Origin of the sequence: Ralstonia edaphi, assembly GCF_958350185.1 — a bacterium.
In the GTDB taxonomy this organism is placed as follows: Bacteria; Pseudomonadota; Gammaproteobacteria; order Burkholderiales; family Burkholderiaceae; genus Ralstonia; species Ralstonia edaphi.
Genome location: NZ_CATWHI010000002.1, coordinates 836,432 through 860,866, shown reverse-complemented (window position 1 = coordinate 860,866; position 24,435 = coordinate 836,432). Strand labels below are relative to the sequence as shown.

Sequence of the window (24,435 nt, the reverse complement as noted above, 5' to 3'; positions counted from 1 at the left end):
TTTAACGCAACGACCGCTGCACCACTACCAAGACGGCAAACACGCCGCATGCCACCGCAAACCAGCTGAAGAGCTGCGTGCCGGCCAGCAGCGTTGCCTGGCGATCAATTTCAGCAGACAGGCTCGCCAGCCGTTCCGGCGTGAGCGGGCTGGCGGCCTGCAGGTCTGCTGTGAACCGCGTGACATGCGCCACGATCAGCGAGCGCGATTCCGCCTGCTGGGTCTGCAGCGACACGGCCGCCAGCCCCGTGCCCACCGCGGTCGCAAACTGGCGCGCGATGTTCTTCATCTGGTAGCCGTGCGCAAAATCTTCCCGGTCCAGATCGAGGTAGGTCATCATCGCCACCTGGATCATGACCGCGCCCGGCGTGATGCCTTCCAGCATCGACACGGGGAAGAACGCATAGTCCGGCGCGCCCGGCATCAGGCTCGTCGCCAGCAGCAGCGCTGCTGCCGCATATACGGCGAAGCCCATGGCGATGAAGCGGCGCTTGCGGAAGAAGAACGGCAACCAAATCGTCATGACGACGGCCACCACCGTCGACATTGCCCCGCTGATCATCAGGAACAGCGTGGTCGTGCGGAACGTAAAACCCAGGCCGCCTTGCGACACCGCCGGAAACAGGTACGACCAGTAACCGCTCATCAGGTAATAGACGCCGTAAAAGCCGATGCCCCACAGATAGCGGCGGCCGTTCAGGCGGGAGAGATCGAGCCAAGGGTCGGGGTGCGTGCGCAGGCGGTGGATGGCAAGCAGCAGCGACGCCGTACCGCCCAGTAGCAACAGCGGAATCACGGGCGAGGCCGTCAGCCGGCTGTAGCGCAGCTCCGACAGGCCCATCAGGAACGACAGCGCGCCGATGGCCATGGCGCCCACGCCAACCCAGTCCCACTGACTCTCTTCGGGCGGCGCTTCATCGGGGCGGCGCGCGGCGCGTGTGCGCGGCTGATGACGTTCCGGCGGCAGGAAGAACATCGCCACCCACGCGACGCCGGCCAGCGCCAGTTCGATCCAGAAAATCACGCGCCATTCGCTGTACTCCAGCACCTCGGCGCAGATCCACGGCGCAATGGTGGTCAGTCCGAATAGGCCGACGCTGAACATCAGCATCGGCGGAATGCGCTCGTCGGGCTCCGTTGTGAGCTGCACCAGGATCCGCGACGCCGAGAACAGCCCGCCCGCGCCCAGGCCCTGGATGGTCCGCCCGATGACGAGTTCGCCGATATTGTTGGATTGCGCACACACCAGGCAGCCGATGGCGAACAGCACGATGCCCACCAGCGAATACATCCGGTAGCCCACGTGCGCCGCAATGCGGCCAATGGCGAGGTTGGCGACCACCGCCGCCACGGCATACGCTGTCACGGCGTACAGATACGCCTCGGGGCTCGCATGCACACCGCCCTGGATGTGCTGGCCCGCCACGGCGAACATCTGCGACGAGACGAAATCGAGGCCTGTGGAGAGACCCAGCGCCAGCCCAAAAGCGTGGACCCGCGCCGAAGAAAAGTGTGGAAACGCCCGCAGCGACGCGGGTTTGAGGATTTGCAGCGACATGTGCCCGAGCATAAACTTGCCCGCCAGCCGGATAAACGGCCAACTCTAGGAACACTGTCCAGTCATGCGAACAATGGAGTGGAACGACTGGGAAACCTTCTGCCGCGTGGTGGAAGCCGGCAGCTTCACCGCCGCCGCCGAGGCGCTGGGCATTCCCAAATCGACCGCCAGCGCCGCCGTATCACGGCTGGAAGCTGCACTCGGCGTGCGGCTCATGACGCGCACCACGCGCCAGTTGCGTCTGACCGAAGCGGGCTCGCAGTTCTACGACGACATCGCGCCCCTGTTCGAGCGCCTGCGCGCAGTGCATGCAGACACGACCGCAGCCAGCGAGACCGTGGCCGGCACGTTGCGCATCGCCGCGCCGTACGAAGTCGGTGCACAGCACCTGACCGAACCGGTGTGCCGCACGCTTGAGAAATATCCGCATCTCCAGATCCAGGTGCACATCTCGTGGGAGCAGCCCGACCTGCTCGCCAGCGGCTACGACATCGTCTTCGTGATGGTCGATCAGATGCTGCCGGATTCATCGCTCGTGGCGCGCCGCGTGGTGCTGATCCCGCGCGGTCTGTATGCGTCGCCGACCTTGCTGGCGGAACGCCCCCCGCTCAAGACGCCAGCAGACCTCGCCGGCTGGCCCTGCCTTTCGGGCCCCGACGACGCGAGTTGGGCCTTCCGCCCCGTCGGCGAGCCCACGGCCGAGCCGATCGAAGTCCCGATCCAGCCGCGCCTGCAGACGCTGAACGCCGAAATGCGCGCCCGCGCCGCCGTGCGTGGCCTGGGCGTGGCACGCATGGCGCGCTCCGTGGGCGATACGGAAGTCGCTGCCGGCCGGCTCATACGCGTGCTGCCCGACTTCGAACTGACCGCGCTGCGCGTCTACGCGCTGATGCCGGCTCGCAAGCTGGTGCCGCGCAAGGTGCGCGTGTTTCTGGATGCGCTGGAAGCAGAGGGCGCTTCCGCCACACCGGCCGCCGCCTAGCCGAAGACCGGCGCCGGATGTCACAATCGGCGCTTCCCTATTCGGATTGTGAGGACCGGCGGCCATGCGTCTGCGCCAGATTGAAGTCTTCCGCGCCGTGATGCTGGTCGGGACGGTCAGCGAGGCAGCGCGCATGCTGAACGTGTCGCAGCCCGTGGTGACGCGTGTGCTGCAGCACACCGAACTGCAACTCGGCTTCCGCCTGTTCGACCGCACCAAGGGCCGCCTGCAGCCCACCGCCGAGGCGTTCGAGCTGTTCAGCGAAGTCGAGCGGCTGTACCAGGAGGTCGAGCGCGTGCGGCGCGTGTCGGCCAATCTGCGCCACAAGGGCGCCGGGCGCTTGCGCGTGGCGGCAACGCCCAGCCTGGCCCCGAGCATCCTCGCACCGGCCGTGCGGCGTTTCTCGCAGCGCCATCCCGATACGCTGGTGCGCGTGTTCACGCATCACACGGCCGAGATCGTGCAGGGGTTGCTCTCGCAGGATATCGACGTCGGCTTCGCCTTTGCGCCGCCCGTGCATCCGGCTATCAGCACCACGCCGGTCGCGCAGGGCCGCATTCTCTTGGCCGCGCCGCGCGCCTGGGTGGGCGGCAAGACCGACGGCCGCGCGCTGCACAAGCTCGTTGCCGAAAAGCCCTTCATCGGATTGGAAGACCAGATTTCACTCGGCTCGCTGGTTGGGCAGACGCTGGCGCGCGGCGGGCTGGCGCCGCAGTCGACGCTGGAAGTGCAGACGTATTCGCTGGCGCGTTCGCTGGTGGAGGAATCGCTCGGCGTGACGATGCTTGATCAGTTCACGGCTGCCACCGGCAGCATGGAGCGCATCGCGCTGTTCGCGCTGGAGCCGGCGCAGACATTCGATGTGCGCGCCATGCGTGCCGAGCATCATGCGCCGTCGTCGTTGGCCGATAGCTTGGTGCAGTGCTTTGCGGAGGCCGCCCGTGCGCTGTCGGACGAACTCCCGCAGCGCGTCGAGCCGACCGCGTTTGTGCTCAAGCCCACCGAACCTGACAGCGACGCGGCGGACTAACCGACTTGCGCTGACCATTTTCAGGAGACGGATCCATGCGTCGTTTTGCAACTGCAGTGATGTTCGGCCTGGCGATGGGCGCCGGCGCCTTCAGCGGCGTCGCAACCGCCCAGCAATCGCCGGTGCCCGGCATGTCGTCCGACGATCTGAACACCGCGCTCGACTTTGCCAAGGCGGGGCTCAACAAGGCAATCGACCAGGCGCGCGCGTATTCGGCGTTGCCGATCAAGGACCCGCACGACGTGCGTTACACGTGCGAAGGCGGCAAGACGCTGCTCGTGAAATACATGACGGTGGGCGACACACCGCTGGCCGTCATGACACTCAACGGCAAGACGTTGGTGTTTGCCAACGTGATGGCCGCTTCGGGGGCGCGCTATGCGTCGGGCCAGTATGTTTGGTGGACGAAGGGCGCCACCGGCTTCCTTGCCGACGAGACCCAGCCCGGCAGCCGCAATCAGCTCTACCGCGATTGCAGCGAAGCCACCAGCGGCCGGCCTTAGATTTCCTGCAGATCGTGCCCGACGATGGTCTCGCCCTTGAAGTGCGGGCGCACGGCATCGAGCCAGACTGAATCTTCAAGGAACGGATAGCCGCCGGGCACGAAGTGCGACAGCACCAGCGTCTTCACCTTGGCCTCGGTAGCGATGCGGCCGACCTCTTCGGTGGACGTGTGGCTCGCCAGCAGATGCTCGCGCAGCGTCTTGGCGTTGGGCTCGGTGGACAGCAGCTTGTCGAGCGACGGCAGGTGCATCACCTCATGGACGAGCACGTCGGCGCCGTATGCCAGGCGCACGAGGTTTTCGCTCGGTGCCGTATCGCCGGAAATGACGATCGAGCGGTCTGCTGAATCGAAGCGAAACGCAAATGCCGGCGACACCGGCGGATGCTTGACCAGCGCGCTCGTCACCTTCACGTTGGCATCCTGCATGACAAGGCCGCCTTCGGTCAGCTCGTGCGGATGCAGCATCGGCGCCAGCGGCGGGCGGCCTTCGTCGGCAATGCGGGTGCGGATGTCGTAGTCGTACAGCTCGAGGAACTTGGTCGTCATCGCGGCCAGCGGGGGCGGGCCCCAGGCGTCGACGGGGCCGGTCAGGTCGGTGGCCCACGCGAGCAGCATCAGCGTGCCGTAATCGGCGTTGTGGTCGGAGTGCTGATGCGTGAGGAAGACGTGGCGGATGTCCTTGAGCTTCAGGCCCGCCGTCACGTACTGGCGTGCGACACCGTTGCCGCAGTCGACCACGTACGACACGCCGTTGATGACGATCACCTGTGCCGGCGCCGAGCGGTTCTTCTTGGGCGTCGGCCCGCCTGCCGTGCCGAGCAGGATCAACCGCGTGCCCTTCTTGGGCGCATCGGCGGCCAAGGTGCCCAGCGGCAAACCTGCCGACGCCGCGCCCGCACCCACGGCCAGCGCGCCGGCCTGCCGCATCCAGCGGCGACGGTTGTTGTCGAAAGCGTGCATGCGGCGGTCTCCTCTCTGTTGCTGTATGTGTGTGGACTTCAGCGCGGCAGCCCGCCCACCTTCATGCCGGGCTTGACGCCCTTGCGTGCAAACCAGCCCTTGTTCATTTCCAGCGCATAGCTGCCGGCCTTGGTGGGGCAGTGGTTGTCTTCGGTCTGCGGCTTCATCTCGGCAATGTCGGAGATGGTGCCGTCGTCGGTGATGAAGGCGATGGACAGCGGCAGGTCGGTGTTCTTCATCCAGAAGCAGTGGCCGGCGGATTCGTCGAACACGAACAGCATGCCTGCGGTATCGGGCATGGTCTTGCGGAACATCAGGCCCGTCTCGCGCGTTTGCGGGGTGGCCGCCACCTCGGCTTTGACCTTGTACATGCCGATGGTCAGGTCAACCACGGGCAGGCCGGTATTGGGCGCGGTGGGTGTCTGGGCGAGCGCTCCGGTGGCGGCAACGGCCAGCGACAGAGCGGCAAAGAGGCGGGACAGGGTGGTCATGGCGCGAACGGGTCGGAAACGAAACGCTCCATGATCGGCACTCGGCCAGCCGCCGTCAATCAGACAGCCGCTGGCCAGGGCGACGAAGTTGTTACCGCGTATTGGTGGCTTGCCGGCCGACGGCGATCGTCGTAGCGGCCGCCTTGGGTGCATGCGCAGAGCGCGCCTTGTCCGCCGCCAGATCGGGCATCAGCGCCACGTAACGCGCATCGGTGAGCGTGCGCAGGAATGCAACGACGTCGTCGATCTCATCTTCCGTCAGCGCAGGCGTGGTGCCAGCGCGGCGGTTCATCGGCACGGCATTTACGTTGATGTTGCCCTGGTATCTGGCGGGCACGTCGTTGAAACGCTTGCCGCCGGGGTACCACTGTGCGGGGTCGGTCGAGCGCGTGGCATAAAACGCCACCGTGTCGCGCAGGGTACGGAAAACGCCGTTGTGCATGAACGTTTGGCGCACCGCCACGTTGCGCAGGCCCGCCGTGCGGAAGTAGCCGCACCACTGGTCGGGATCCGGCCATTTGAGCGTGCGGGCGGTCTGGCACAGCCCCATGTCAAAGTGGCGTGCGTCCTTGTTGGCGGGCAGCAGCGGGTTGCGCGGCACGGCGATGGCGTCGTAGCCGAAATCCGTAAACAGCGAGCGCTCCGGGCGCGACGACGATTCCACCATCAGATGGCACGACGCGCAGTTGCCTTTGTCCGGATTGCGGAACAGGGCGAGGCCGCGCATCTCGGCGGCGGAAAGCGGCGTGCGCTTGCGCAGGAAATCGTCGAAGCGGGAGGTGAACGGCGCCAATTCGTCGCTCTGGAAATACGCCTCCAGCGCCTTGCCCAACGCGCCGACCAGGCGTTCGGGCTCACGCACTGCATCGGCGCCGAACTGTTTCGTCAACGCCTGGCCGAGGTCCGTGCCGGCCACCTTGCGCTGCAGCTCGCGCGCCGAACGGTTGCCCATTTCGTCGGGATTGAACAGCGGGCCGCGGATCTGCTCGGGAATGGAATCGGCGCGGCCGTCGGCAAAGAAGCCGCCAAACGGTGACTGGAAGCTCGCGTCGTCGTCCTGAAAGAAATAGCGATGCGGGATGTAGCGCAGATACAGCAGCGACGGCGCGTTGCGTGCCGCCACATGCCCGGGGCGGCTGCCTGCCGGCACACCGATGCGCAGCGCTTCGCCCTTCAGCGTGGGCGCGAACGCGCGGCCGGGGTCATGGCACGCCGCGCACGAGGTGCCCTGCGGTTCCGACAGGCGCGGGTCGAAAAACACCCGCTTGCCGAGTGCGACGAGGTTCGGGTCCGGCTTGAATGCGGTCGACTCGGCAGGCGGCGGCACGGCGTCCAGCTTGGGCGTCATGCCGATCGATTCGGCCGCCGCCACGCCCGGGATGAGCGCGGCAGCAACCCACAGCGCAATGCTCAGGCGCTTCAAGGTGCGACGAAGCCGGTCTTGTCGCACACCAGGCTCGTGCCGTTCTGCGTGCACGTGGTCAGCAGCTTGCCGGCCACGGTGTAGGCCTTGAACAGCCAGCCCTTGGCGGGCGCGGGCTGGCGGTCCATCACCATGAAGCCGAACGAGTTGTTGTGCGAGATGCTGCCCACCGTTACGCCCGAGGCCGGGCTGATGGCCGGGAACGGATCGGGCAGCGCCACGTCGAGCGAATCTCCGGCGTTGCCCGCAACGATGGTCGCCGGATGGTTGCTGGTGAAGTTGATGGCCTGGAAGTCATGCACGTGACCATGCAGCGCCACCTGCACGCCCGGCGGGTAATACGCCGTGGCGTTCAGGCTGTTCATGACCGACAGCAGCGCCGCATTGCCGCCCAGCGGCGTGCTGCCCGCGATGGGCACGAAGCCCAGGATCGGGTGGTGGTTGGTAAAGATCGACATCACGCCCGGCTTGGCGGCCAGCGTGCCGACCGTGCTGAACTGCTTCTGGTAGGTCTGGAACCACGGGTCGGTTGTCGCCAATGCCGTCGTGCCGGCCTTTGCCGAATCGAACACGATGACTTGCGTATCGCTGCCGAGGGCGACGGCGTACGGGGCCGAGGCGTTGGCTGCGGTGTCATTGGCCGGGTTGTCGCACGAGCGGTCGGCCGAATATGGACGCGGATCGAGGAAGCGGTACCAGCCCTGGCCGGCGCGCGCGCATTCCTCGTGGTTGCCGCGCACCACCACCCACGGGGCGGCTGCCATCAGCGGGGCGGCGGGTTGGAACAGGTCGGCCTGCCACGTATCCCAGCCGTAGCCCCAGGGGCTGCCCTGGCAGCCGGCCACGTCGGGCGGGCAGGCGTTTTCGCGGTAGTGGTAGTCGCCCACGTGAAGGACGAGGTCCGGGTTCATCTTGGCGGCCGTGGCGGCAGCGTTCGCAAACGGCCACGACAGCGGGTCGTTACACGATTGGAACGTGTTGCTCGACTTCTTCATGCGGCAGCCGGTGTCCGCCAGGATCACCACGCGCTGCGGGTTCGCCTTGGGCAGCGGCAGCACGCGCGAGCCGATCGACGCGGCCTTGGCCGTGGAGGCCACGGTGGCTTCGCAGGCGTTCACAGGGAACGACGAGGCTTTCGAGTCGCTGGCGGCGCTGGCCGTGGTGCGCTGCGCCGGCGTGCCGGCCGCCACACGCAGCGTCATGCGCGTGGACGTGCCGTCCACCGTCAGCAGGGGGCAGACCGAGCTGTCGACGGGCGAGGCGCTGTTCGTATAGCTCGTGACGGCGCGCACGACAGCCTGGTTGCTGTCGCCGATCTCCACCCACGCGGCCTGCATGTTGGCGTCAGCCGTGGCCGCATCCGACGGCGTGGCCGTCGACACCGGAGTCGAATCGGACGACGAGCCACCGCAGCCTGCAATCACGGCGGCAGCAGCCAGCGCGGCAAGAGAGAGCATCGTGAACACGGTGCGTTTTCGTCGCACCGGAGCGAACATCGATCGGAATTCCATTGCGCCATCCCTGTTTCTTGTTGTGAGGAATGGGCAAGGTACTCAAGCTTGATGGCGCTATTTTGACAGCCCTGCATGCGCGTCCGGGTTTCCGCTCAGCAGGCGAGGGCGAAAAAAAAAGCAGATGCATAAGCACCTGCTTTTTCTGTATCGGCCGAGCCGCGTGGGCCCGGCAGAAACACAAGCTTATTGCTTGGCGGCGTCAGCAGCCGGAGCCGAAGCGTCAGCAGCCTTCTTGGCAGCCTTCTTGTGGTGCTTCTTGGCCTTCTTGGCCTTCGGGGCAGCCTTTTCAGCAGCCGGAGCAGCAGCTGCGTCAGCAGCCGGAGCGGAGGCTTGAGCGAACACACCGGTGGCGAACAGGCCGGCGATCAGGGCAGCGATCAGCTTCTTCATGGTGAATCCTTTTATAGATCAGTGAGTTAACCAACGACCCGCTTAATGAGTCATCTGCAATAACGCAGCCCGTTACTGGCCCGTTGACACGTCGCACTGAATTTTTTGTGGGAGCCGCCAGAAGCCTTTGCGCTTCCTGATCTCCAATGTGGTGCATGTTGCGCCGCGCAAGAAAGATGCCCGCGATGGGATGTGCCGCGCTCGCGTTTCGGAGCGGTCTGATTGGATGGCGGCCCCCGCACCTGCAGAATGCCGGCCGATTTTGCACAAGGCTCACCGTGTCTCTCCCTCCGCCATCTTTCCGCCCTGCCAAGCCGTCTCAGCCCACTCAGCCTGCCCATTTCAGGCGGCGCGATTTTGTCTTGGGCTGTGCCGCATTATTTGTGCTGGGCGCTGTGCCAGCGTTCCGTCCGCCTTCGCGCGACGCTTCCAGCCTGGACGATTTCATGCTCGTCTCCCAGACCATTTCCGGCGCGCGGCTGGATCGTCAGGTCGGTCTGTCCTGCTTCAGCCATTTGCAGCGGAGCGACGATCGCTTTATCGAGAACATTCAGGCGCTTGCATGGTTGGTCCGCCGCAATCCGGGCCTGGATGGTGTCGGCCTGGTCCGCTTGCTCGATGCCGAGAACGCGTGCGACCTGCGCGGCGCGTTGGCCCGACTGGTGCGTGCCTGGAGCGCTCGGCTGGGTGCGGTCCCCGGATTCGCCGATGCCGGGGGCCTCATCGTTCGGGCTTCCGACGCCCGCCTGTCCGGCAGTTGACGGCCGCCCCGCCGGGTGCGGGAGTATGGCGGATGGTGAAATTTTCCGGCATAATGCGGAATTCACTCTTGTGTCTTATATAAGAGTTGCGGCTTGCGTGAGATGCGGGATTTGTGCGGTGCATCGTGAGCGCGTCACCGTAGGCCGTTAGAATCGCCAGTTCATTGCAGCGCGCCACGCCGGCCAACCCGTGAGCGGCACGCTGTGCTGTCAACCCCCACCGTCCACCCGCTAACCTGCGGTCTGCACTGGAGTCGTCCATGTATCAACACATCAAGGTCCCGGCCGGCGAGAAGATCACCGTCAACCAAGACTTCTCCCTCAACGTTCCGAACAACCCGATCATTCCTTACATCGAAGGTGACGGCACCGGCTTCGACATCACCCCGGTGATGATCAAGGTGGTGGACGCAGCGGTTGAGAAGGCTTACAAGGGCGAGCGCAAGATTTCCTGGATGGAAATCTACGCCGGCGAGAAGTCGACCAAGGTGTACGGCCCGGACGTGTGGCTGCCGGAAGAAACCCTGCAAGTCCTGAAGGACTACGTGGTGTCCATCAAGGGCCCGCTGACGACGCCGGTGGGCGGCGGCATCCGTTCGCTGAACGTGGCGCTGCGCCAGGAGCTGGACCTGTACGTCTGCCTGCGCCCGGTGCGTTACTTCAAGGGCGTGCCTTCGCCGGTCAAAGAGCCGGAGAAGACCGACATGGTCATCTTCCGCGAGAACTCGGAAGACATCTACGCCGGTATCGAATTCGAAGCCCAGAGCGACAAGGCCAAGAAGCTGATCAAGATCCTGCAAGACGAATTCGGCGTGAAGAAGATTCGCTTCCCGGAAACGTCGGGCATCGGCGTGAAGCCGGTTTCGCGCGAAGGCACGGAGCGTCTGGTGCGCAAGGCCATCCAGTACGCGATCGACAACGACAAGCCGTCGGTCACGATCGTGCACAAGGGCAACATCATGAAGTTCACGGAAGGTGGTTTCCGTGACTGGGCCTACGCGCTGGCACAGAAGGAATTCGGCGCCGAGCTGATCGACGGCGGCCCGTGGTGCAAGTTCAAGAACCCGAAGACGGGCAAGGAAATCATCGTCAAGGATGCGATTGCCGATGCCTTCCTGCAGCAGATCCTGCTGCGTCCGGCCGAGTACTCGGTCGTCGCCACGCTGAACCTGAACGGCGACTACATCTCCGACGCCCTGGCTGCACAAGTCGGCGGTATCGGTATCGCCCCGGGTGCGAACCTGAGCGACTCCGTTGCCATGTTCGAAGCCACTCATGGCACCGCACCGAAGTACGCCGGCAAGGACTACGTGAACCCGGGTTCCGAAATTCTGTCGGCCGAAATGATGCTGCGCCACATGGGCTGGACGGAAGCCGCTGACCTGATCATCTCGTCGATCGAAAAATCGATCCTGTCGAAGAAGGTCACGTATGACTTCGCCCGCCTGCTGGAAGGCGCGACCCAAGTGTCGTGCTCGGGCTTCGGTCAGGTGATGATCGACAATATGTAAGCATGTCGCTCGCGGCTCCGGTCGCGATGGATGTGGCAAAACCCCGGCAGCTTCGGCTGGCCGGGGTTTTTTGTTTCGAATGTTCCAGTGCGCGAGTCGTCCGGGTGTCGTGATCGAGTCCGCCCGCGGGGGTGATCGGCAGGTCGCCGCTGCGGAAAAAGCGCTGTGATATAACCGCGAGCATTCTGTCCTTTCGCGAGCAAATTGCACGTGGTTCCGTCAGACGCCCAGCCCCCGAAGCGAGTCTTTGCCGCCGGCTTCTTTGCATTGGTCGCGCTGGGTACGGCGGCATTGCTTGCGCCGCTCCTGCTGCCGCCGTCCCGTCAATGGGCAATCGCGATGCCATTTCTGGCAGCAGCCTGCGCGTATGTCTGGGCTTGGGTCCTCTACCCCCGTGATGGCGCGGATTTGTACGGTGCGCTGCGCGGTGTTGGCGTCGCGTTGTTGGCCTACTTGAGCTTTACGGCGGTTCTCGCGGTCTCCGGCTATCCGGAGGCGGGACTCCTGCTCGCGGGCTTCATATGGACACCCTTTCCGTGGTTTGCGCTGACGGCGGGTGCGGCAGCTGGCGGTACGAATCTGCGCAACGTCCGCGCTCGCATCCACACGTCGGCCGCGTTCGCGTGTCGTGTCTGGGCGACGTGTGTTGCCGCTGTGCGGGCAACCTATGCACAGCTTGACCAGTGGGCTGCCGACCCCCGCGCGTTTGCAATCGTCACGATGATCGTCAGCGGCTCCCTCTTGTTCGCAGGAGGCACGTTGGGCCTTGCATGGCTTTCGCCTGGCCCCGCATCTGCAGGCGAGGGTTTCAGCATGTCGCAACGATTGCTGCCCGGCATGGTGGCATTGATTTTGGCCGTAACGGGGCGGACCTGCGGGCGCGCGTTGCTGGCTGTCATGCCGGCCGCGCACCGTCTGCATGTCACGCTGACGTCGGTCGCCATCGCAGGTGTTTCGGCAGTCTGGTTCGCAATCAACGTCGTCCGCTGAGACGGGTTGGTTGGAAGTTTGTGTTGGACGGGAGCGGGGCTCAAGAGGCGGTACAAGAACAATCGTGCGGGTAAAAGGCGGGCGAGACCCGGCAAGCCCGGGCACCGATGCTGCAACATCGGTACCGGCAGGCTTTCATGCGCCCGGCTCACCCATGAAGTCAGCGTTGGAGATTCGGGTTGTTTGGTGCGTCCACCGTGCTTTTGGTGCACGGCTTCTCGGCTGCGTTACGGGTGTCGATCGCACGCAGAAGCGCATGCGCAGAGCGGACACCTTTCTGGTATTCGGTGAGCGAATCGCCGGCCGGGGATTCGGCGGATTTGGAGATTGAGCGGGTCACGGCATTCCTCTTCATCTGATGAACGGAACCGCGCCCAACCCTTGGCCGGAGGGGTGGGCGAGCACAGGCAAGGTGGAAAACCGATAGCTAGCAATCGGCGCGGCCGAAGCCGCTCATGCCTGGCTCGCCCAAGGAGGTGACGAAGCCAGGCCATAGCTTTTGAGGACAAGTGCTTATGCTCAGCACTTGCCCGCTAGCTACGAGGTTTCCACACCTCGGTCGCTTCCTCTATGGCACTGAAAGCGACGGCGCAGAGTGTACCGATGGCCGCTTCGTCTGAGCAGGGGCGAAACTATAAATCAGAATTTGCCTAGGGGAGGCACGTGCAGTGCCTAGAGGCGGCTTGTCGCGGCTGCGCGCGGATGGCGCCTAGTGAGGCAACCGCGTTGTGCCGGGCGATTGCGGCCCCGGTGAGCGCCCGCGCACCACATCGCGCAGCCGCCGCACGCCGCGCCACAGCTTGGGCAGCAGCCACGCCGATACCAACAGCAGCAGCGCCAGCACCACCAGAAACGCAATCGGCAGGAAGAACGCCATCAACAAACCGCCGCTGGCAGCCACGTCTTCACTGAACGACGCCACCCAGTTCGAGAACGGCTCCGGCGACGTGTTGATCAGCGCGCGCGTGCCGGCCTTGGTGGCATGCGCCGTGCCGGCCAGCGTCCCGCCAATCAGTCCCGCAGCCACCATCCATTGCGGATCGAGCTGACCGAATGCCGCCGCGGCCAGGATCGCACCCGCGGGCACGCGGATGAAGGTCTGGATGCCGTCCCAAACGGAATCGAACCCGGGAATCTTGTCGGCGAGGAATTCCGCCACGGCCAGGACGCCGGCCAAGCCGATCACCCACCACGATTCCAGCATCTGCAGTCCGGGCGGCAAATGCAGCCAGCCCGCGCGGCCGAGCACTCCGGCAGCAAATACAGCCAGGTAGAGTCGGAATCCGCTGGTCCAGGACAACCCAGCGGCCAGCGCGGCGGTTTCGAGCATGTGGCTCCTTGGGCGGAGAAGGCAGGCGATTGGCCAGTCGATATTGCAGTGTAGTGCGGGCTCGTCCGCGTCGCGGCTTAAAGCAGCGATTTGCCCTGCGTGGCGCCCTTGATGGGATCTCTGGCCCGGAGCGCGCACCGGAGTGCACAGCGCGCGAAATGACATGTTGCGCGCGGTGCGTTATCTCAGTCGTTTAACCAGCGCCGGGGCAACAAAAAACCCGGCATGTCGCCGGGTTTTTTGCATTTGAGCGCCATCGCCATCAGGCGGGGCGCCGTGCAACGCCAATCAGGCAGCCTGGATGTTGGTGGCCTGCTTGCCCTTCGGGCCTTGCGTCACTTCGAACGAGACGCGCTGATTTTCCTTGAGCGTCTTGAAGCCAGCCATTTGGATGGCCGAGAAATGCGCGAACAGCTCTTCGCCGCCTTCGTCAGGCGAGATGAAACCGAAACCCTTGGCGTCGTTAAACCATTTGACCGTACCGAGTGCCATGAAAACCCCTCCGTTAAAACACAAGTCCGAGCCGGGAGGGTGTGCCTGTCGTGGCAGTGCAGAGCGGTACCGCGCAGTCATCGCCCGGCCGCCGGCCTGCGAGGCACGACGAATGGCGCGGGTGGAACCGCGCCGCAAGCGATCGGTCTTCTTGTGGCAAACACCACAGCCTGAAGCGGTTGTCGATCTGTTGTCGACTGGTGTGAGGCCTCCCGGGCTCACCATTCATGCGGCTCGCTGCCAACGGTTTGCGGGGCAGTAGGGCGCACATGCTGAATTCGATTGTTCGAGGAATGTAAGAGACTGTCAAGGCCACAAAGGGTGGGTCTGTGGCGAAAAACGGTCAGTTTCTGAAGAGGATTTGCTCGAAATCCGGCCGATCGCCTCCAAGTACGGAAAACGATTGGCATCCCGGGCCCGGAGCTTGCGCCAGTTCCAGCCAGCGCGGAGGCCGTAAAACCCTTCGTGCGTGAGGGCTGACGGACGCACGCGGCAGGAGCCAAACCGTTTGTAGACCTTGAAGTCGGCGTTATTTCCCCAAATTGCGAACTCGAAAGGAGTGGTTAGAATAAGACCATGGCAATCCGGCAAGCGACCACTCCACAACATGATGCAGGCACCGTCCTGGAGCGGAAAGAGCAAGCGCTCAAACCGCCCGCGATGTACAAGGTGCTGCTGCTCAACGACGACTACACCCCGATGGAATTCGTCGTGATGATTCTTCAGCAATACTTCAGCAAAGACCGGGAGACTGCCACGCAGATCATGCTGACTGTGCATCGGGAAGGTAAGGGCGTGTGCGGTATCTACACACGGGATATCGCCGCGACGAAAGTGGAATTAGTGTCAACCCATGCACGGCAAGCGGGGCATCCGCTGCAGTGTGTGATGGAGGAAGCATGATCGCGCAAGAACTGGAAGTCAGCCTGCACATGGCGTTTGTCGAAGCCCGGCAGGCTCGCCACGAATTCATTACGGTGGAGCATCTGCTGCTTGCGCTGCTGGACAATCCGACGGCCGCGGAGGTGCTGCGCGCCTGCGCCGCCAACATCGAAGACCTTCGCACGCATCTGAAGAACTTCATTGCCGACAACACGCCTGTGGTGCCCGGCACGGACGAGGTGGACACGCAACCCACGCTGGGTTTCCAGCGCGTGATTCAGCGCGCCATCATGCACGTGCAATCCACATCCAACGGCAAGAAGGAAGTCACCGGCGCGAATGTGCTGGTTGCCATCTTCGGCGAGAAGGATTCGCACGCGGTGTACTACCTGCAGCAACAGGGCGTGACGCGGCTGGATGTCGTCAACTTCATCAGCCACGGCATCCGCAAGGATCAGGCTGAGCCCGCCAAGCAAGGCGAGGGCAACCCCGAAGGCGAAGGCGGCGACGGCAAGGAAAGCCCGCTCGAGCAGTTCACCCAGAACCTGAACGCGCTGGCCAAGGCCGGCAAGATCGATCCGCTGATCGGCCGCGAGCAGGAAGTGGAACGCGTGGTGCAGGTGCTGTGCCGCCGCCGCAAGAACAACCCGCTGCTGGTGGGCGAGGCTGGTGTCGGCAAGACGGCCATTGCCGAAGGTTTGGCATGGCGCATTACGAAGGGCGAAGTGCCTGACATCCTCGCGAAGTCCGTCGTCTACTCGCTCGACATGGGCGCGTTGCTGGCCGGCACCAAGTACCGCGGCGACTTTGAGCAACGCCTGAAGGGCGTGCTGAAGTCGCTCAAGGACAACCCGAACGCGATCCTGTTCATCGACGAAATCCACACGCTGATCGGCGCAGGCGCCGCTTCGGGCGGCACGCTGGACGCGAGCAACCTGCTCAAGCCGGCGCTGTCGTCGGGTGCGCTCAAGTGCATCGGTGCGACGACGTTCACGGAATACCGCGGCATCTTCGAGAAGGACGCAGCGCTGTCCCGCCGCTTCCAGAAGATCGACGTGGTGGAGCCGACCGTCGACCAGACCGTGCAGATTCTGCGCGGCCTGAAGTCGCGCTTCGAAGAACACCATGGCGTGAAGTACGCATCGTCGGCGTTGACTGCGGCGGCTGAATTGTCGGCGCGCTTCATCACCGACCGCCATTTGCCGGACAAGGCGATCGACGTGATCGATGAAGCCGGTGCGGCGCAACGCATCCTGCCGAAGTCGAAGCAGAAGAAGACGATCGGCAAGGGCGAGATCGAGGACATCGTCTCGCGCATCGCCCGCGTCCCACCGCAAAGCGTGTCGCAGGACGATCGCAGCAAGCTGCAGACGCTGGAGCGCGACCTGAAGTCGGTCGTGTTCGGGCAGGATCCGGCCATCGACGCGCTCGCTTCGGCCATCAAGATGTCGCGTGCAGGGCTCGGCAAGACGGACAAGCCGATCGGCTCGTTCCTGTTCAGCGGCCCGACGGGCGTGGGCAAGACGGAAGTCGCCAAGCAGCTCGCGTTCATTCTGGGCATCGAGCTGATCCGCTTCGACATGTCGGAGTACATGGAGCGCCACGCGGTGAGCCGGCTCATCGGCGCGCCTCCGGGCTACGTGGGCTTCGACCAGGGCGGTCTGCTGACGGAAGCCGTGACCAAGAAGCCGCACTGCGTGCTGCTGCTGGACGAGATCGAAAAGGCGCACCCGGATATCTTCAACATCCTGCTGCAGGTGATGGACCACGGCGCGCTGACGGACAACAACGGCCGCAAGGCGGATTTCCGCAACGTGATCATCATCATGACGACCAATGCGGGCGCCGAGACGATGAACAAGGCAACGATCGGTTTCACCACGGCGCGCGAACAGGGCGACGAGATGGCCGACATCAAGCGCATGTTCACGCCGGAGTTCCGCAACCGTCTGGACGCAACCATCAGCTTCCGCTCGCTCGATGAGGAAATCATCATGCGCGTGGTCGATAAGTTCCTCATGCAGCTGGAAGAGCAGCTGCACGAGAAGAAGGTGGATGCCATCTTCACCGAGAAGCTGCGTCGCTTCCTGGCGAAGAAGGGCTTCGACCCGCTGATGGGCGCGCGCCCGATGCAGCGCCTGATCCAGGATCTGATCCGCAAGGCGCTGGCCGACGAGCTGCTGTTCGGCAAGCTGGTCAACGGCGGCAAGGTGATCGTGGATCTGGACGATGCGGATGCGGTGAAGCTGGAGTTCTCCGAGAACGAAGCGCCGCCGGCACCGGCTCAGGAAGAAGCGGAAGCTTGACGAGTTCGTTGCACCAAAGGAAAAGGCCCGGAAGTTCCGGGCCTTTTTTTATGTCGAGGCGATGTTGTCAGTGTCGCCCGGTGCTGCCGAAACCACCGGCACCGCGCTCGCTCTCTGCAAAGTCGTCGACGATGTTCAGCTCGGCTTGTACCACCGGCACGATCACGAGCTGCGCAAGGCGCTCCATTGGGTTGAGCACGAACGCCGTGCTGCCACGGTTCCAGGTGCTGACCATCAGCTGGCCCTGGTAATCCGAATCGATCAGGCCGACCAGGTTGCCCAGCACGATGCCATGCTTGTGGCCCATGCCGGAGCGCGGCAGGATTAGCGCAGCATAACCGGGGTCGGCCAGATGGATGGCCATGCCGGTCGGGACCAGATGCGTGGTGCCGGGCTCGATGGTGAGCGGGGCGTCGATGCAGGCACGCAGGTCCAGCCCGGCGCTGCCGGTGGTGGCGTACTGCGGGAGCTGTTCGTGCAGGCGGGCGTCGAGGATCTTGACGTCGAGTTTCATGCGGGGCGGGCCGAAGAGGTTGCAGAAGCCGGAGATGGTAGCGCAAACGCCTCGGCCAGCAGCTCGTACGAGCGCAGGCGCGCCTTGTAGCTCGGTGCGACGGTCAGCACGATCAGCTCGTCGGCGACAAAGCGGTCCTTGAGCGCATGCATCTGCTCGGCCACGGATTCCGGTGTGCCGATGATGCTGCGGGGCCGCTCGCGCATGACGATGGCCTGGTCACGTTCGGTGTAGACGTGTGCTTCGCCTTGCTCGACGGTCGGAATCGGGCCATTTACGCCAATCGCCATTTGCACGCGCCGCAAGTCAACCGCAGCTTCGTAGCGGCGCGCCTCGGCTTCGGTGTCTGCCGCGATCACGAAGACGGCGGCAGCGCTGTACGGCCGTGCGTCGTAGCCGGGTTCGAAATCCGTGCGGTATTGCTGGGCGACGATGTGCCCGACGTGCGGATTGATGAAGTGCGCAAACGCGAAACGAATGCCCAGGCGTGCGGCCAGCGCGCCGCCAAAATCGCTGGAGCCGAGCATCCACAGTTCGGGTTGGGTGTCGATCTCGGGCTGCAGGATGACGCCGTAGGCGGGGTGATCCGGCGGCAGCGTGCCCGTCAGGTGCCAGATCAGTTCCTGCACCTGCTGCGGGAAGATGTCGCCGCGGTTGTAGTCGCCCATGGCCACGGCCTGCGCGGTACGCATGTCGCCGCCGGGAGCGCGGCCGACGCCGAGGTCGATACGGTTCGGGAACAGCGCCTCCAGCAGGCGGAACTGCTCGGCCAGCTTGAACGGGCTGTAATACGGCAGCATCACGCCGCCAGAGCCCACGCGCAGGTGCTTCGTGGCGCTCGCCACGCGGGCGATCATCACTTCCGGCGCCGGGTTGCTGACGCCCCGCAGGCCGTGGTGCTCGGCGCACCAGTAGCGCGTGTAGCCGAGCGAATCCGTCAGTTGCGCCAGGTCGACCGTCGCGGCAATGGCATCGCGTGCGCTGTGGCCGTAGATGACGGGGCTCTGGTCCAGGACCGACAGACGGATCGGCGCGGCACTCATGATCGCGCTCCATGCACGCGGTCGGCGATGGCCGCGACGATCTGGCGCGCGAGCGTCAGCTTGTCGGCGCGCGGCAGGCGCGTGATGCCCTTGGCATCGAAGAGCGCGACTTCGTTGTCGTCGCGGCCGAAGGTCTGATGGCCGAGATTGCCGACCAGCAACGGAATGCCTTTTTTCTGACGCTTGGCCTCGCCGAACTCTTCCAGGCGTTCGGTTTCGGCCGCAAAGCCGACGCAGAACGGCGCATTCGCGCGGCGTGCGACGGCGGCGAGGATGTCCGGGTTCTGTGTGAATGTGAGCGCGGGTACGTCGGAGTCGCTCTGCTTCTTGAGTTTCTGTTCCGCGGCGTGGGCCACGCGCCAATCGGCCACCGCCGCAACGGCGATGAAGACGTCGTTCTTCGTGGTGTCCAACTCGCGCATGACGGCATCGTGCATCTGCTGGGCGGTTTGCACATCGATGCGCAGCACGCCGGCCGGCGTGTCCTGATGGCACGGCCCGGCGACGAGCGTGACTTCGGCGCCGGCCTGCGATGCGGCCCGCGCCAGCGCAAAGCCCATCTTGCCGCTGGACAGGTTCGTGATGCCGCGCACGGGGTCGATCGGCTCGAAGGTCGGGCCGGCTGTCAGCAGCACGCGCTGGCCGCGCAGCAGCTTGGGCTGGAAGAAGCCGATGAGCTGCTCGACGATGTCTTCCGGCTCGAGCATGCGGCCGTCGCCGACTTCGCCGCAGGCCTGGTCGCCGGCATCGGGGCCGAGCAGGGTAACGTCGTCGGCGCGCAGTTGCGCTGCGTTGCGCTGCGTGGCGGGCGCGGCCCACATCTGGCGGTTCATCGCGGGTGCCACAAGCAGCGGGCAATCGCGCGCGATGCACAGCGTGGAGAGCAGGTCGTCGGCCATGCCGTGCGCGAGCTTGGCGAGAAAGTCGGTGGACGCCGGCGCGATGATGATCGCATCCGCCTCGCGCGAAAGGTCGATGTGCGGCATGTTGTTGCCGATGCGGCCGTCCCACTGCGACGTGAAGACCGGGCGACCGGAAAGCGCCTGCATCGTCACCGGCGTGATGAAGTGCGTGGCGGCCTCGGTCATCACCACCTGCACGGTTGCGCCCGCCTTGGTCAACAGCCGCACCAGCTCGGCCGACTTGTAGCACGCGATGCCCCCGGTCAGGCCGAGCACGAAATGTTTGCCTTGCAGTTCCATAACAACCCGCTTGGGAATCCGATTGACGCAATATGCGCGGGCAGGATACAACCCGGTGCCCGGGCCTCCTGCTGAACAGTGGCGATGATACCGGCTTGCCCCGGGGCGCGTCTGGCGCTCGGGTTTTTCCTCAAACGCGCATTCTCGATATGGTTTTCGGTCGTTCCGCAGTTCGCAATGTCCTCGCCTGGATTGGCGGTTGCGCCATCGTGGCGGTGGTGGTCGGCGCTACGCTCGTGTGTGGGGCGAAGGCATGGCTGCGCGAGGAGCCGAAGCTTGGGCGCGCAGACGTGATCGTCGTGCTGGGTGGCGAATCGGGTCAGCGCGTGATCGGCGCCGCCGAGCTGTACCACGCAGGCATCGCGCCACGCGTGTTTGTCAGCGGGCAGGGCGATTGCCTTCTCATCACGCGCCGCCTTGTGATGGCCGGTGTGCCGGCAGAGCGCATCGGCCACGAATGTGTGTCCGGCAGCACGATGGAGAATGCGCGGATGACGCGCGAGACGCTGGCGGACCAGCAAGTCAACAGCGCAATACTGGTCACCAGCTGGTATCACACCGGCCGGGCACTGGCGGTGTTCCGCAAGGTCTGGCCGGAGGTCGCCTGGGGCGCGCGAGGCGTATTCCCGGGTGACACGCTGGCCAAGTCGGTTCCGATCTACGAAGCCGGGTCGATTCTTGCCGAATACGTCAAACGGGCGTGGTATGCCGTCCGCTATTGGGCGTGAGCCTCATTCGGCAGGCATGGGCCGTGCATCGGCGGCCAGGTCGTCCAGGGAGGGGACGAAGCGGATCGTGTCGCGCTTGTTGGATTCCCGCACCCAGTCGCGCAGCGCGCTGCTGGCGTCCAGGTGCGCCGAGATGTCACCGACCACGGCGAGCTTCAATCGGTAGTTCGTGATCTTCTGCGCGATGCCGCCCGCCAGGCCGGTGCGCAGCGCAAAGAACGCAGCGTCGAAGCGGCTGACCGGCACGGCAACCATCGATGCGCCATGCCCCAGCGCCTCGCCGATCAGATGGTCCAGTGCGTCCTGTTCGGTAGCGATGCGCGGGCCGGCCTCATCGAGGCACAGCACCGCTTCGCCGTTCCAATGCTGAAGGTCTGACACGGCAGCTTAGCGACGCACGCGCCGCAGTTCGTCGACGATCAGCAGCACCGCGCCGATGGTGATGCCGCAGTCCGCCACGTTGAAGGCCGGCCAGTGGTAGTTGTGCAGGTAGAAGTCGAGGAAGTCCACCACGTGGCCGTAGAGGACGCGGTCGATCACGTTGCCCAGCGCGCCGCCCAGAATCAGCGCCAGCGCAAAGCAGAACATCTTCTGCCCGCTGTGCCGCTTGAGCAGCCACACGATGAGCAACGCAGCCGCCACGCCCAGGCCCGTGAAGAACCAGCGTTGCCAGCCGCCCGCCGCCGCCAGGAACGAAAACGCCGCCCCCTTGTTATAGGCGAGCACCAGGTTGAAGAACCCCGTGACCGGGCGTGACTCGCCGTAAGTGAAGGTTTTGAGGACGGCGATCTTGGTCAACTGGTCCAGCAGGATCCAGATGACGGCCAGGCCGAGCCAGGGGCCCACGCCATGACCGCCGCCGCTCTTTTTCATCCCGATCGATTTGCTCTTGCCGTTGTTGCGAGTGGCCATCAGGCAGCGCTCCGTTGTTCGCCGGCGCCGAACAGGTTGTCGGTGCAGCGCTTGCAGAGGGTCGGGTGGGCGTGGTCGTGGCCGACGTCGGCGCGGTAGTGCCAGCAGCGCTCGCACTTGGCGTGCGTCGACGGCACCACGGTGATGAGCAGGTCGCCGCCTTCCGGGGCGCGTTCCAGCTTCGCCGCCGACGTGATCAGCACGAAGCGCAGGTCGTCGCCGAGGCTGGCCAATGCGTCATGCACCGATTCGCCCGCCGACACCGTGACTTCCGCCTGCAGGGACGAGCCGATCTTGCCATCGATGCGCAGGGCTTCGAGTTGCTTGGTCACTTCGCCGCGCACGTTGCGGATGGCGGCCCACTTCTCCAGCAGCGCGCTGGCGCCTTGCGGTACCGGAGCGTCGTAGTAGGTGCTGGTGAAGATGGTGTCGGTGTGCTCGGTGCCGTGTGCGAAGACCTGCCATGCCTCTTCGGCCGTGAACGAGAGGAACGGCGCCATCCAGTGCAGCATGGCCTGGGTGATGTGATACAGCGCGTTCTGTGCCGAGCGGCGCGCCACGGAATCGGGCGCCGTGGTGTACAGGCGATCCTTCAGCACGTCGAGGTAGAAGCCGCCCAGATCTTCCGAGCAGAACGTCTGCAGCTTGGCGACGACCGGGTGGAATTCATAGACGTCGTAGTGCGACAGGACTTCCTTCTGCAGCGCATCCGTCAGCGCTACGGCATAGCGGTCGATTTCGAGCCATTGCTCGGTCGGCAGCGCGTGCTTGGCGTGGTCGTAGTCGGTCAGGTTGGCGAGCAGGAAGCGCAGCGTGTTGCGGATGCGGCGATAGCCTTCCACAACGCGCTTGAGAATTTCGTCCGAGATGGCGAGTTCGCCCGAGTAGTCGGTCGAGGCCACCCACAGGCGGATGATCTCGGCGCCCATCTTGTTGGCGATTTCCTGCGGCGCGATCGTGTTGCCGATCGACTTCGACATCTTCCGGCCTTCTCCGTCCACCGTGAAGCCGTGCGTGAGCAGGCCCTTGTACGGCGGCTTGCCGTACAGCATCGAAGCCGTCAGCAGCGACGAGTGGAACCAGCCGCGGTGCTGGTCGGAGCCTTCCAGGTACAGGTCGGCCAGGCGGCCGTCCGGCAGGTCGGCCGAAGCGTCGTACAGATCCGCCGCGTGCGAGCCGCGGATGACGTGCCAGTGCGTCGTGCCCGAGTCGAACCACACGTCGAGCGTGTCGCGGTTCTTCTCGTACATCTCAGCCTCGTCGCCGAGCAGCTCGCGCGGGTCGAGCGTCTGCCAGGCTTCGATGCCGCTTTGTTCGATGCGCTGCGCGACCTGTTCCAGCAGCTCAGGCGTGCGCGGGTGCAGCGCGCCGGTTTCCTTGTGCACGAAGAAGGCCATCGGCACGCCCCATTGGCGCTGGCGCGACAGCGTCCAGTCCGGGCGGTTGGCGATCATGTTGTGCAGGCGCTGCTTGCCCCACGACGGGTAGAACGCGGTGGCGTCGATGCCGGCCAGCGCCGTTTCGCGCAGCGTGGCGTTGCCGTCGTTGGGCTGCACGTCCATCCCCGCAAACCACTGGGACGTGGCGCGATAGATGATCGGCGTCTTGTGGCGCCAGCAATGCATGTAGCTGTGCGCGTACTTGTGCGCATCGAACAGGTTGCCCGACTCGCGCAGCACCTCGACGATCTTCGGATTGGCATCCCAGATCATCTGGCCGCCGAACAGCGGCAGCGTCGACGCGTACACGCCGTTGCCCATCACCGGGTTGATGATTTCCGAGTCGGGCATGCCGTGCGACTTGCACGACTGGAAGTCTTCCACGCCGTAGGCGGGCGCGGAGTGGACGATGCCGGTGCCGGTGTCGATGGTCACGTAGTCGCCCAGGTAGACGGGCGAGGTGCGGTCATAGCCCGCGTCCATCTTGGCAAGCGGATGGTGGAAGCGCACGCCCGACAGCGCTGCGCCTTCGCACGTGGCCAGCACGGTGCCTTCGAGCTTCCAGCTTTGCAGGCAGGCCTCGACGCGCTCCTTGGCGACGATCAGCAGCCCGCGCGGCGTGTCGACCAGCGCGTATTCGATTTCCGGGTGCAGGTTCAGCGCCTGGTTGGAAGGGATCGTCCACGGCGTGGTGGTCCAGATCACGATCCAGCCCGGCTTGGCCTTGAGCACATCGACGCCGACGTGGAAGGCGCTCGCCAGTGCGTCGATGTCGGCAAACGGGAAGCCGACGTCGATCGACAGGTCGGTGCGATCCGCGTATTCGACTTCCGCCTCAGCCAATGCCGAGCCGCAGTCGAAGCACCAGTTGACCGGCTTCAGGCCGCGGAACACGTAGCCCTTTTCCAGGATCTTGCCCAGCGCGCGCACTTCATCCGCTTCGTTGCGGAAGTTCATGGTCAGGTACGGATCGGCCCAGTCGCCCAGTACGCCCAGACGCTCGAAATCCGCCTTCTGGCGTGCGATCTGGCCGGTGGCGTAGGCACGCGCTTTCTCTTGTACTTCCTTGACCGGCAAGCCCTTGCCAAATTGCTTTTCGATCTGGATTTCGATCGGCATGCCGTGGCAATCCCAGCCCGGCACGTAGACGGCGTCCAGGCCGGTCAGGCCGCGCGCCTTGATCACCATGTCCTTGAGGATCTTGTTGACCGCGTGGCCGATGTGCAGATCGCCGTTGGCATATGGCGGGCCGTCGTGAAGGATGAACTTCTTCGCGCCTTTACGCGCGGCACGGATCTTCTTGTAGAGCTGCTTGTCCTGCCATTGCTTGACCCACAGCGGTTCGCGCTTGGGCAGGTCGCCGCGCATGGGGAAGGGCGTGTCCAGCAGGTTGACCGGGTACTTGCTCTTCTCCGGCGTAGGCTTCTTGGAATCGGACATGGTGTGATGTGGGGCAGATTCGGGCAATTCGG

23 protein-coding genes are annotated in these 24,435 nt (G+C 64.7%); 9 read left to right on the top strand and 14 right to left on the bottom strand.

All coding sequences use genetic code 11. From position 1 onward, the window contains the following. Position 1: 1 nt before the first annotated feature. Positions 2 to 1,558 carry an MFS transporter gene (locus R2669_RS09165; protein WP_316889886.1) on the bottom strand — a complete coding sequence of 519 codons (1,557 nt, stop codon included), beginning with the start codon at positions 1,556 to 1,558 and terminating at the stop codon, positions 2 to 4. A 73-nt stretch (positions 1,559 to 1,631) separates the two neighbouring features. Between R2669_RS09165 and R2669_RS09160 the strand changes: the two genes are divergently transcribed. The 3 genes from R2669_RS09160 to R2669_RS09150 all read left to right on the top strand — a co-directional run bounded on the left by R2669_RS09160 (position 1,632) and on the right by R2669_RS09150 (position 4,073). Continuing rightward, complete coding sequence (locus tag R2669_RS09160) at positions 1,632 to 2,540, top strand: LysR family transcriptional regulator (RefSeq protein WP_316899979.1); 909 nt, start codon at positions 1,632 to 1,634, stop codon at positions 2,538 to 2,540. Between the two features lie 64 nt (positions 2,541 to 2,604). Next, a complete protein-coding gene (locus tag R2669_RS09155) occupies positions 2,605 to 3,570 on the top strand; it encodes a LysR family transcriptional regulator (protein ID WP_012762713.1) in 966 nt (321 codons plus the stop codon). Positions 3,571 to 3,605: 35 nt separating this feature from the next. Then, a complete protein-coding gene (locus tag R2669_RS09150) occupies positions 3,606 to 4,073 on the top strand; it encodes an MliC family protein (RefSeq protein WP_316889884.1) in 468 nt (155 codons plus the stop codon). Here R2669_RS09150 and R2669_RS09145 read toward each other — a convergent pair. The 5 genes from R2669_RS09145 to R2669_RS09125 form a co-directional block, all read right to left on the bottom strand. Beyond that, positions 4,070 to 5,035, bottom strand: coding sequence for an MBL fold metallo-hydrolase (locus R2669_RS09145; protein WP_316889883.1), 966 nt, complete (start codon positions 5,033 to 5,035; stop codon positions 4,070 to 4,072). The two genes, R2669_RS09150 and R2669_RS09145, sit on opposite strands and share 4 nt — an antisense overlap. 38 nt (positions 5,036 to 5,073) lie before the next feature. After that, complete coding sequence (locus tag R2669_RS09140; protein ID WP_027680713.1) at positions 5,074 to 5,526, bottom strand: DUF192 domain-containing protein; 453 nt, start codon at positions 5,524 to 5,526, stop codon at positions 5,074 to 5,076. A gap of 91 nt (positions 5,527 to 5,617) precedes the next feature. Beyond that, positions 5,618 to 6,949 (bottom strand): cytochrome-c peroxidase, encoded by a 1,332-nt coding sequence (locus tag R2669_RS09135; protein WP_316899746.1) that lies wholly within the window; start codon positions 6,947 to 6,949, stop codon positions 5,618 to 5,620. Then, on the bottom strand, positions 6,946 to 8,460 hold the full coding sequence (locus tag R2669_RS09130; RefSeq protein WP_316889880.1) for a metallophosphoesterase: 1,515 nt from the start codon (positions 8,458 to 8,460) through the stop codon (positions 6,946 to 6,948). The genes R2669_RS09135 and R2669_RS09130 overlap by 4 nt, the downstream gene beginning before the upstream one ends. A 186-nt stretch (positions 8,461 to 8,646) precedes the next feature. After that, on the bottom strand, positions 8,647 to 8,853 hold the full coding sequence (locus R2669_RS09125; RefSeq protein WP_316889879.1) for a hypothetical protein: 207 nt from the start codon (positions 8,851 to 8,853) through the stop codon (positions 8,647 to 8,649). Positions 8,854 to 8,999: 146 nt separating this feature from the next. On the opposite strand from R2669_RS09125, the gene R2669_RS09120 reads away from it, so the two are divergent. The 3 genes from R2669_RS09120 (at position 9,000) to R2669_RS09110 (ending at position 12,115) form a co-directional block, all read left to right on the top strand. After that, positions 9,000 to 9,614: a sugar dehydrogenase complex small subunit gene (locus R2669_RS09120; protein WP_316889878.1), complete on the top strand. Its 615-nt coding sequence runs from the start codon at positions 9,000 to 9,002 to the stop codon at positions 9,612 to 9,614. A 260-nt stretch (positions 9,615 to 9,874) separates the two neighbouring features. Then, positions 9,875 to 11,125: an NADP-dependent isocitrate dehydrogenase gene (icd, locus tag R2669_RS09115; RefSeq protein WP_004631917.1), complete on the top strand. Its 1,251-nt coding sequence runs from the start codon at positions 9,875 to 9,877 to the stop codon at positions 11,123 to 11,125. A 210-nt stretch (positions 11,126 to 11,335) separates the two neighbouring features. Further along, positions 11,336 to 12,115, top strand: a complete 780-nt coding sequence (locus R2669_RS09110; protein WP_316899745.1) for a hypothetical protein — start codon at positions 11,336 to 11,338, stop codon at positions 12,113 to 12,115. A 709-nt stretch (positions 12,116 to 12,824) separates the two neighbouring features. Here R2669_RS09110 and R2669_RS09105 read toward each other — a convergent pair. Next, positions 12,825 to 13,445 (bottom strand): DUF4126 domain-containing protein, encoded by a 621-nt coding sequence (locus tag R2669_RS09105; RefSeq protein WP_147213338.1) that lies wholly within the window; start codon positions 13,443 to 13,445, stop codon positions 12,825 to 12,827. A gap of 288 nt (positions 13,446 to 13,733) precedes the next feature. Beyond that, positions 13,734 to 13,937, bottom strand: coding sequence for a cold-shock protein (locus R2669_RS09100; protein WP_004631953.1), 204 nt, complete (start codon positions 13,935 to 13,937; stop codon positions 13,734 to 13,736). A gap of 576 nt (positions 13,938 to 14,513) precedes the next feature. On the opposite strand from R2669_RS09100, the gene clpS reads away from it, so the two are divergent. Together clpS and clpA are read left to right on the top strand one after the other, a co-directional pair. Next, on the top strand, positions 14,514 to 14,840 hold the full coding sequence (gene clpS / locus R2669_RS09095) for an ATP-dependent Clp protease adapter ClpS (RefSeq protein WP_003261876.1): 327 nt from the start codon (positions 14,514 to 14,516) through the stop codon (positions 14,838 to 14,840). Then, entirely contained in the window at positions 14,837 to 17,125 is a 2,289-nt protein-coding gene (clpA, locus tag R2669_RS09090) for an ATP-dependent Clp protease ATP-binding subunit ClpA (protein WP_004631957.1), read from the top strand. The genes clpS and clpA overlap by 4 nt, the downstream gene beginning before the upstream one ends. 67 nt (positions 17,126 to 17,192) lie before the next feature. Here clpA and dut read toward each other — a convergent pair whose 3' ends face one another. The 3 genes from dut to coaBC are packed head-to-tail and all read right to left on the bottom strand — an operon-like array spanning position 17,193 to position 19,884. Continuing rightward, entirely contained in the window at positions 17,193 to 17,639 is a 447-nt protein-coding gene (dut, locus tag R2669_RS09085; protein WP_024974963.1) for a dUTP diphosphatase, read from the bottom strand. Next, on the bottom strand, positions 17,636 to 18,682 hold the full coding sequence (locus tag R2669_RS09080; protein ID WP_316899744.1) for an LLM class flavin-dependent oxidoreductase: 1,047 nt from the start codon (positions 18,680 to 18,682) through the stop codon (positions 17,636 to 17,638). The genes dut and R2669_RS09080 overlap by 4 nt, the downstream gene beginning before the upstream one ends. Continuing rightward, complete coding sequence (coaBC, locus tag R2669_RS09075; RefSeq protein ID WP_316899743.1) at positions 18,679 to 19,884, bottom strand: bifunctional phosphopantothenoylcysteine decarboxylase/phosphopantothenate--cysteine ligase CoaBC; 1,206 nt, start codon at positions 19,882 to 19,884, stop codon at positions 18,679 to 18,681. Before coaBC ends, R2669_RS09080 begins: the two co-directional genes overlap by 4 nt. 149 nt (positions 19,885 to 20,033) lie before the next feature. On the opposite strand from coaBC, the gene R2669_RS09070 reads away from it, so the two are divergent. After that, on the top strand, positions 20,034 to 20,612 hold the full coding sequence (locus R2669_RS09070) for a YdcF family protein (protein WP_316899741.1): 579 nt from the start codon (positions 20,034 to 20,036) through the stop codon (positions 20,610 to 20,612). Between the two features lie 3 nt (positions 20,613 to 20,615). Here the strand turns inward: R2669_RS09070 and R2669_RS09065 are convergent, their stop codons facing one another. From R2669_RS09065 to ileS, 3 genes are read right to left on the bottom strand one after another with little or no spacing between them, the layout of a single operon-like run. Continuing rightward, positions 20,616 to 20,993: a DUF4180 domain-containing protein gene (locus tag R2669_RS09065; RefSeq protein WP_316889873.1), complete on the bottom strand. Its 378-nt coding sequence runs from the start codon at positions 20,991 to 20,993 to the stop codon at positions 20,616 to 20,618. A 6-nt stretch (positions 20,994 to 20,999) separates the two neighbouring features. Further along, positions 21,000 to 21,524 (bottom strand): signal peptidase II, encoded by a 525-nt coding sequence (lspA, locus tag R2669_RS09060; protein ID WP_316899739.1) that lies wholly within the window; start codon positions 21,522 to 21,524, stop codon positions 21,000 to 21,002. Then, on the bottom strand, positions 21,524 to 24,403 hold the full coding sequence (ileS, locus tag R2669_RS09055; RefSeq protein ID WP_316899736.1) for an isoleucine--tRNA ligase: 2,880 nt from the start codon (positions 24,401 to 24,403) through the stop codon (positions 21,524 to 21,526). The genes lspA and ileS overlap by 1 nt, the downstream gene beginning before the upstream one ends. Between the last annotated feature and the right edge of the window lie 32 nt (positions 24,404 to 24,435).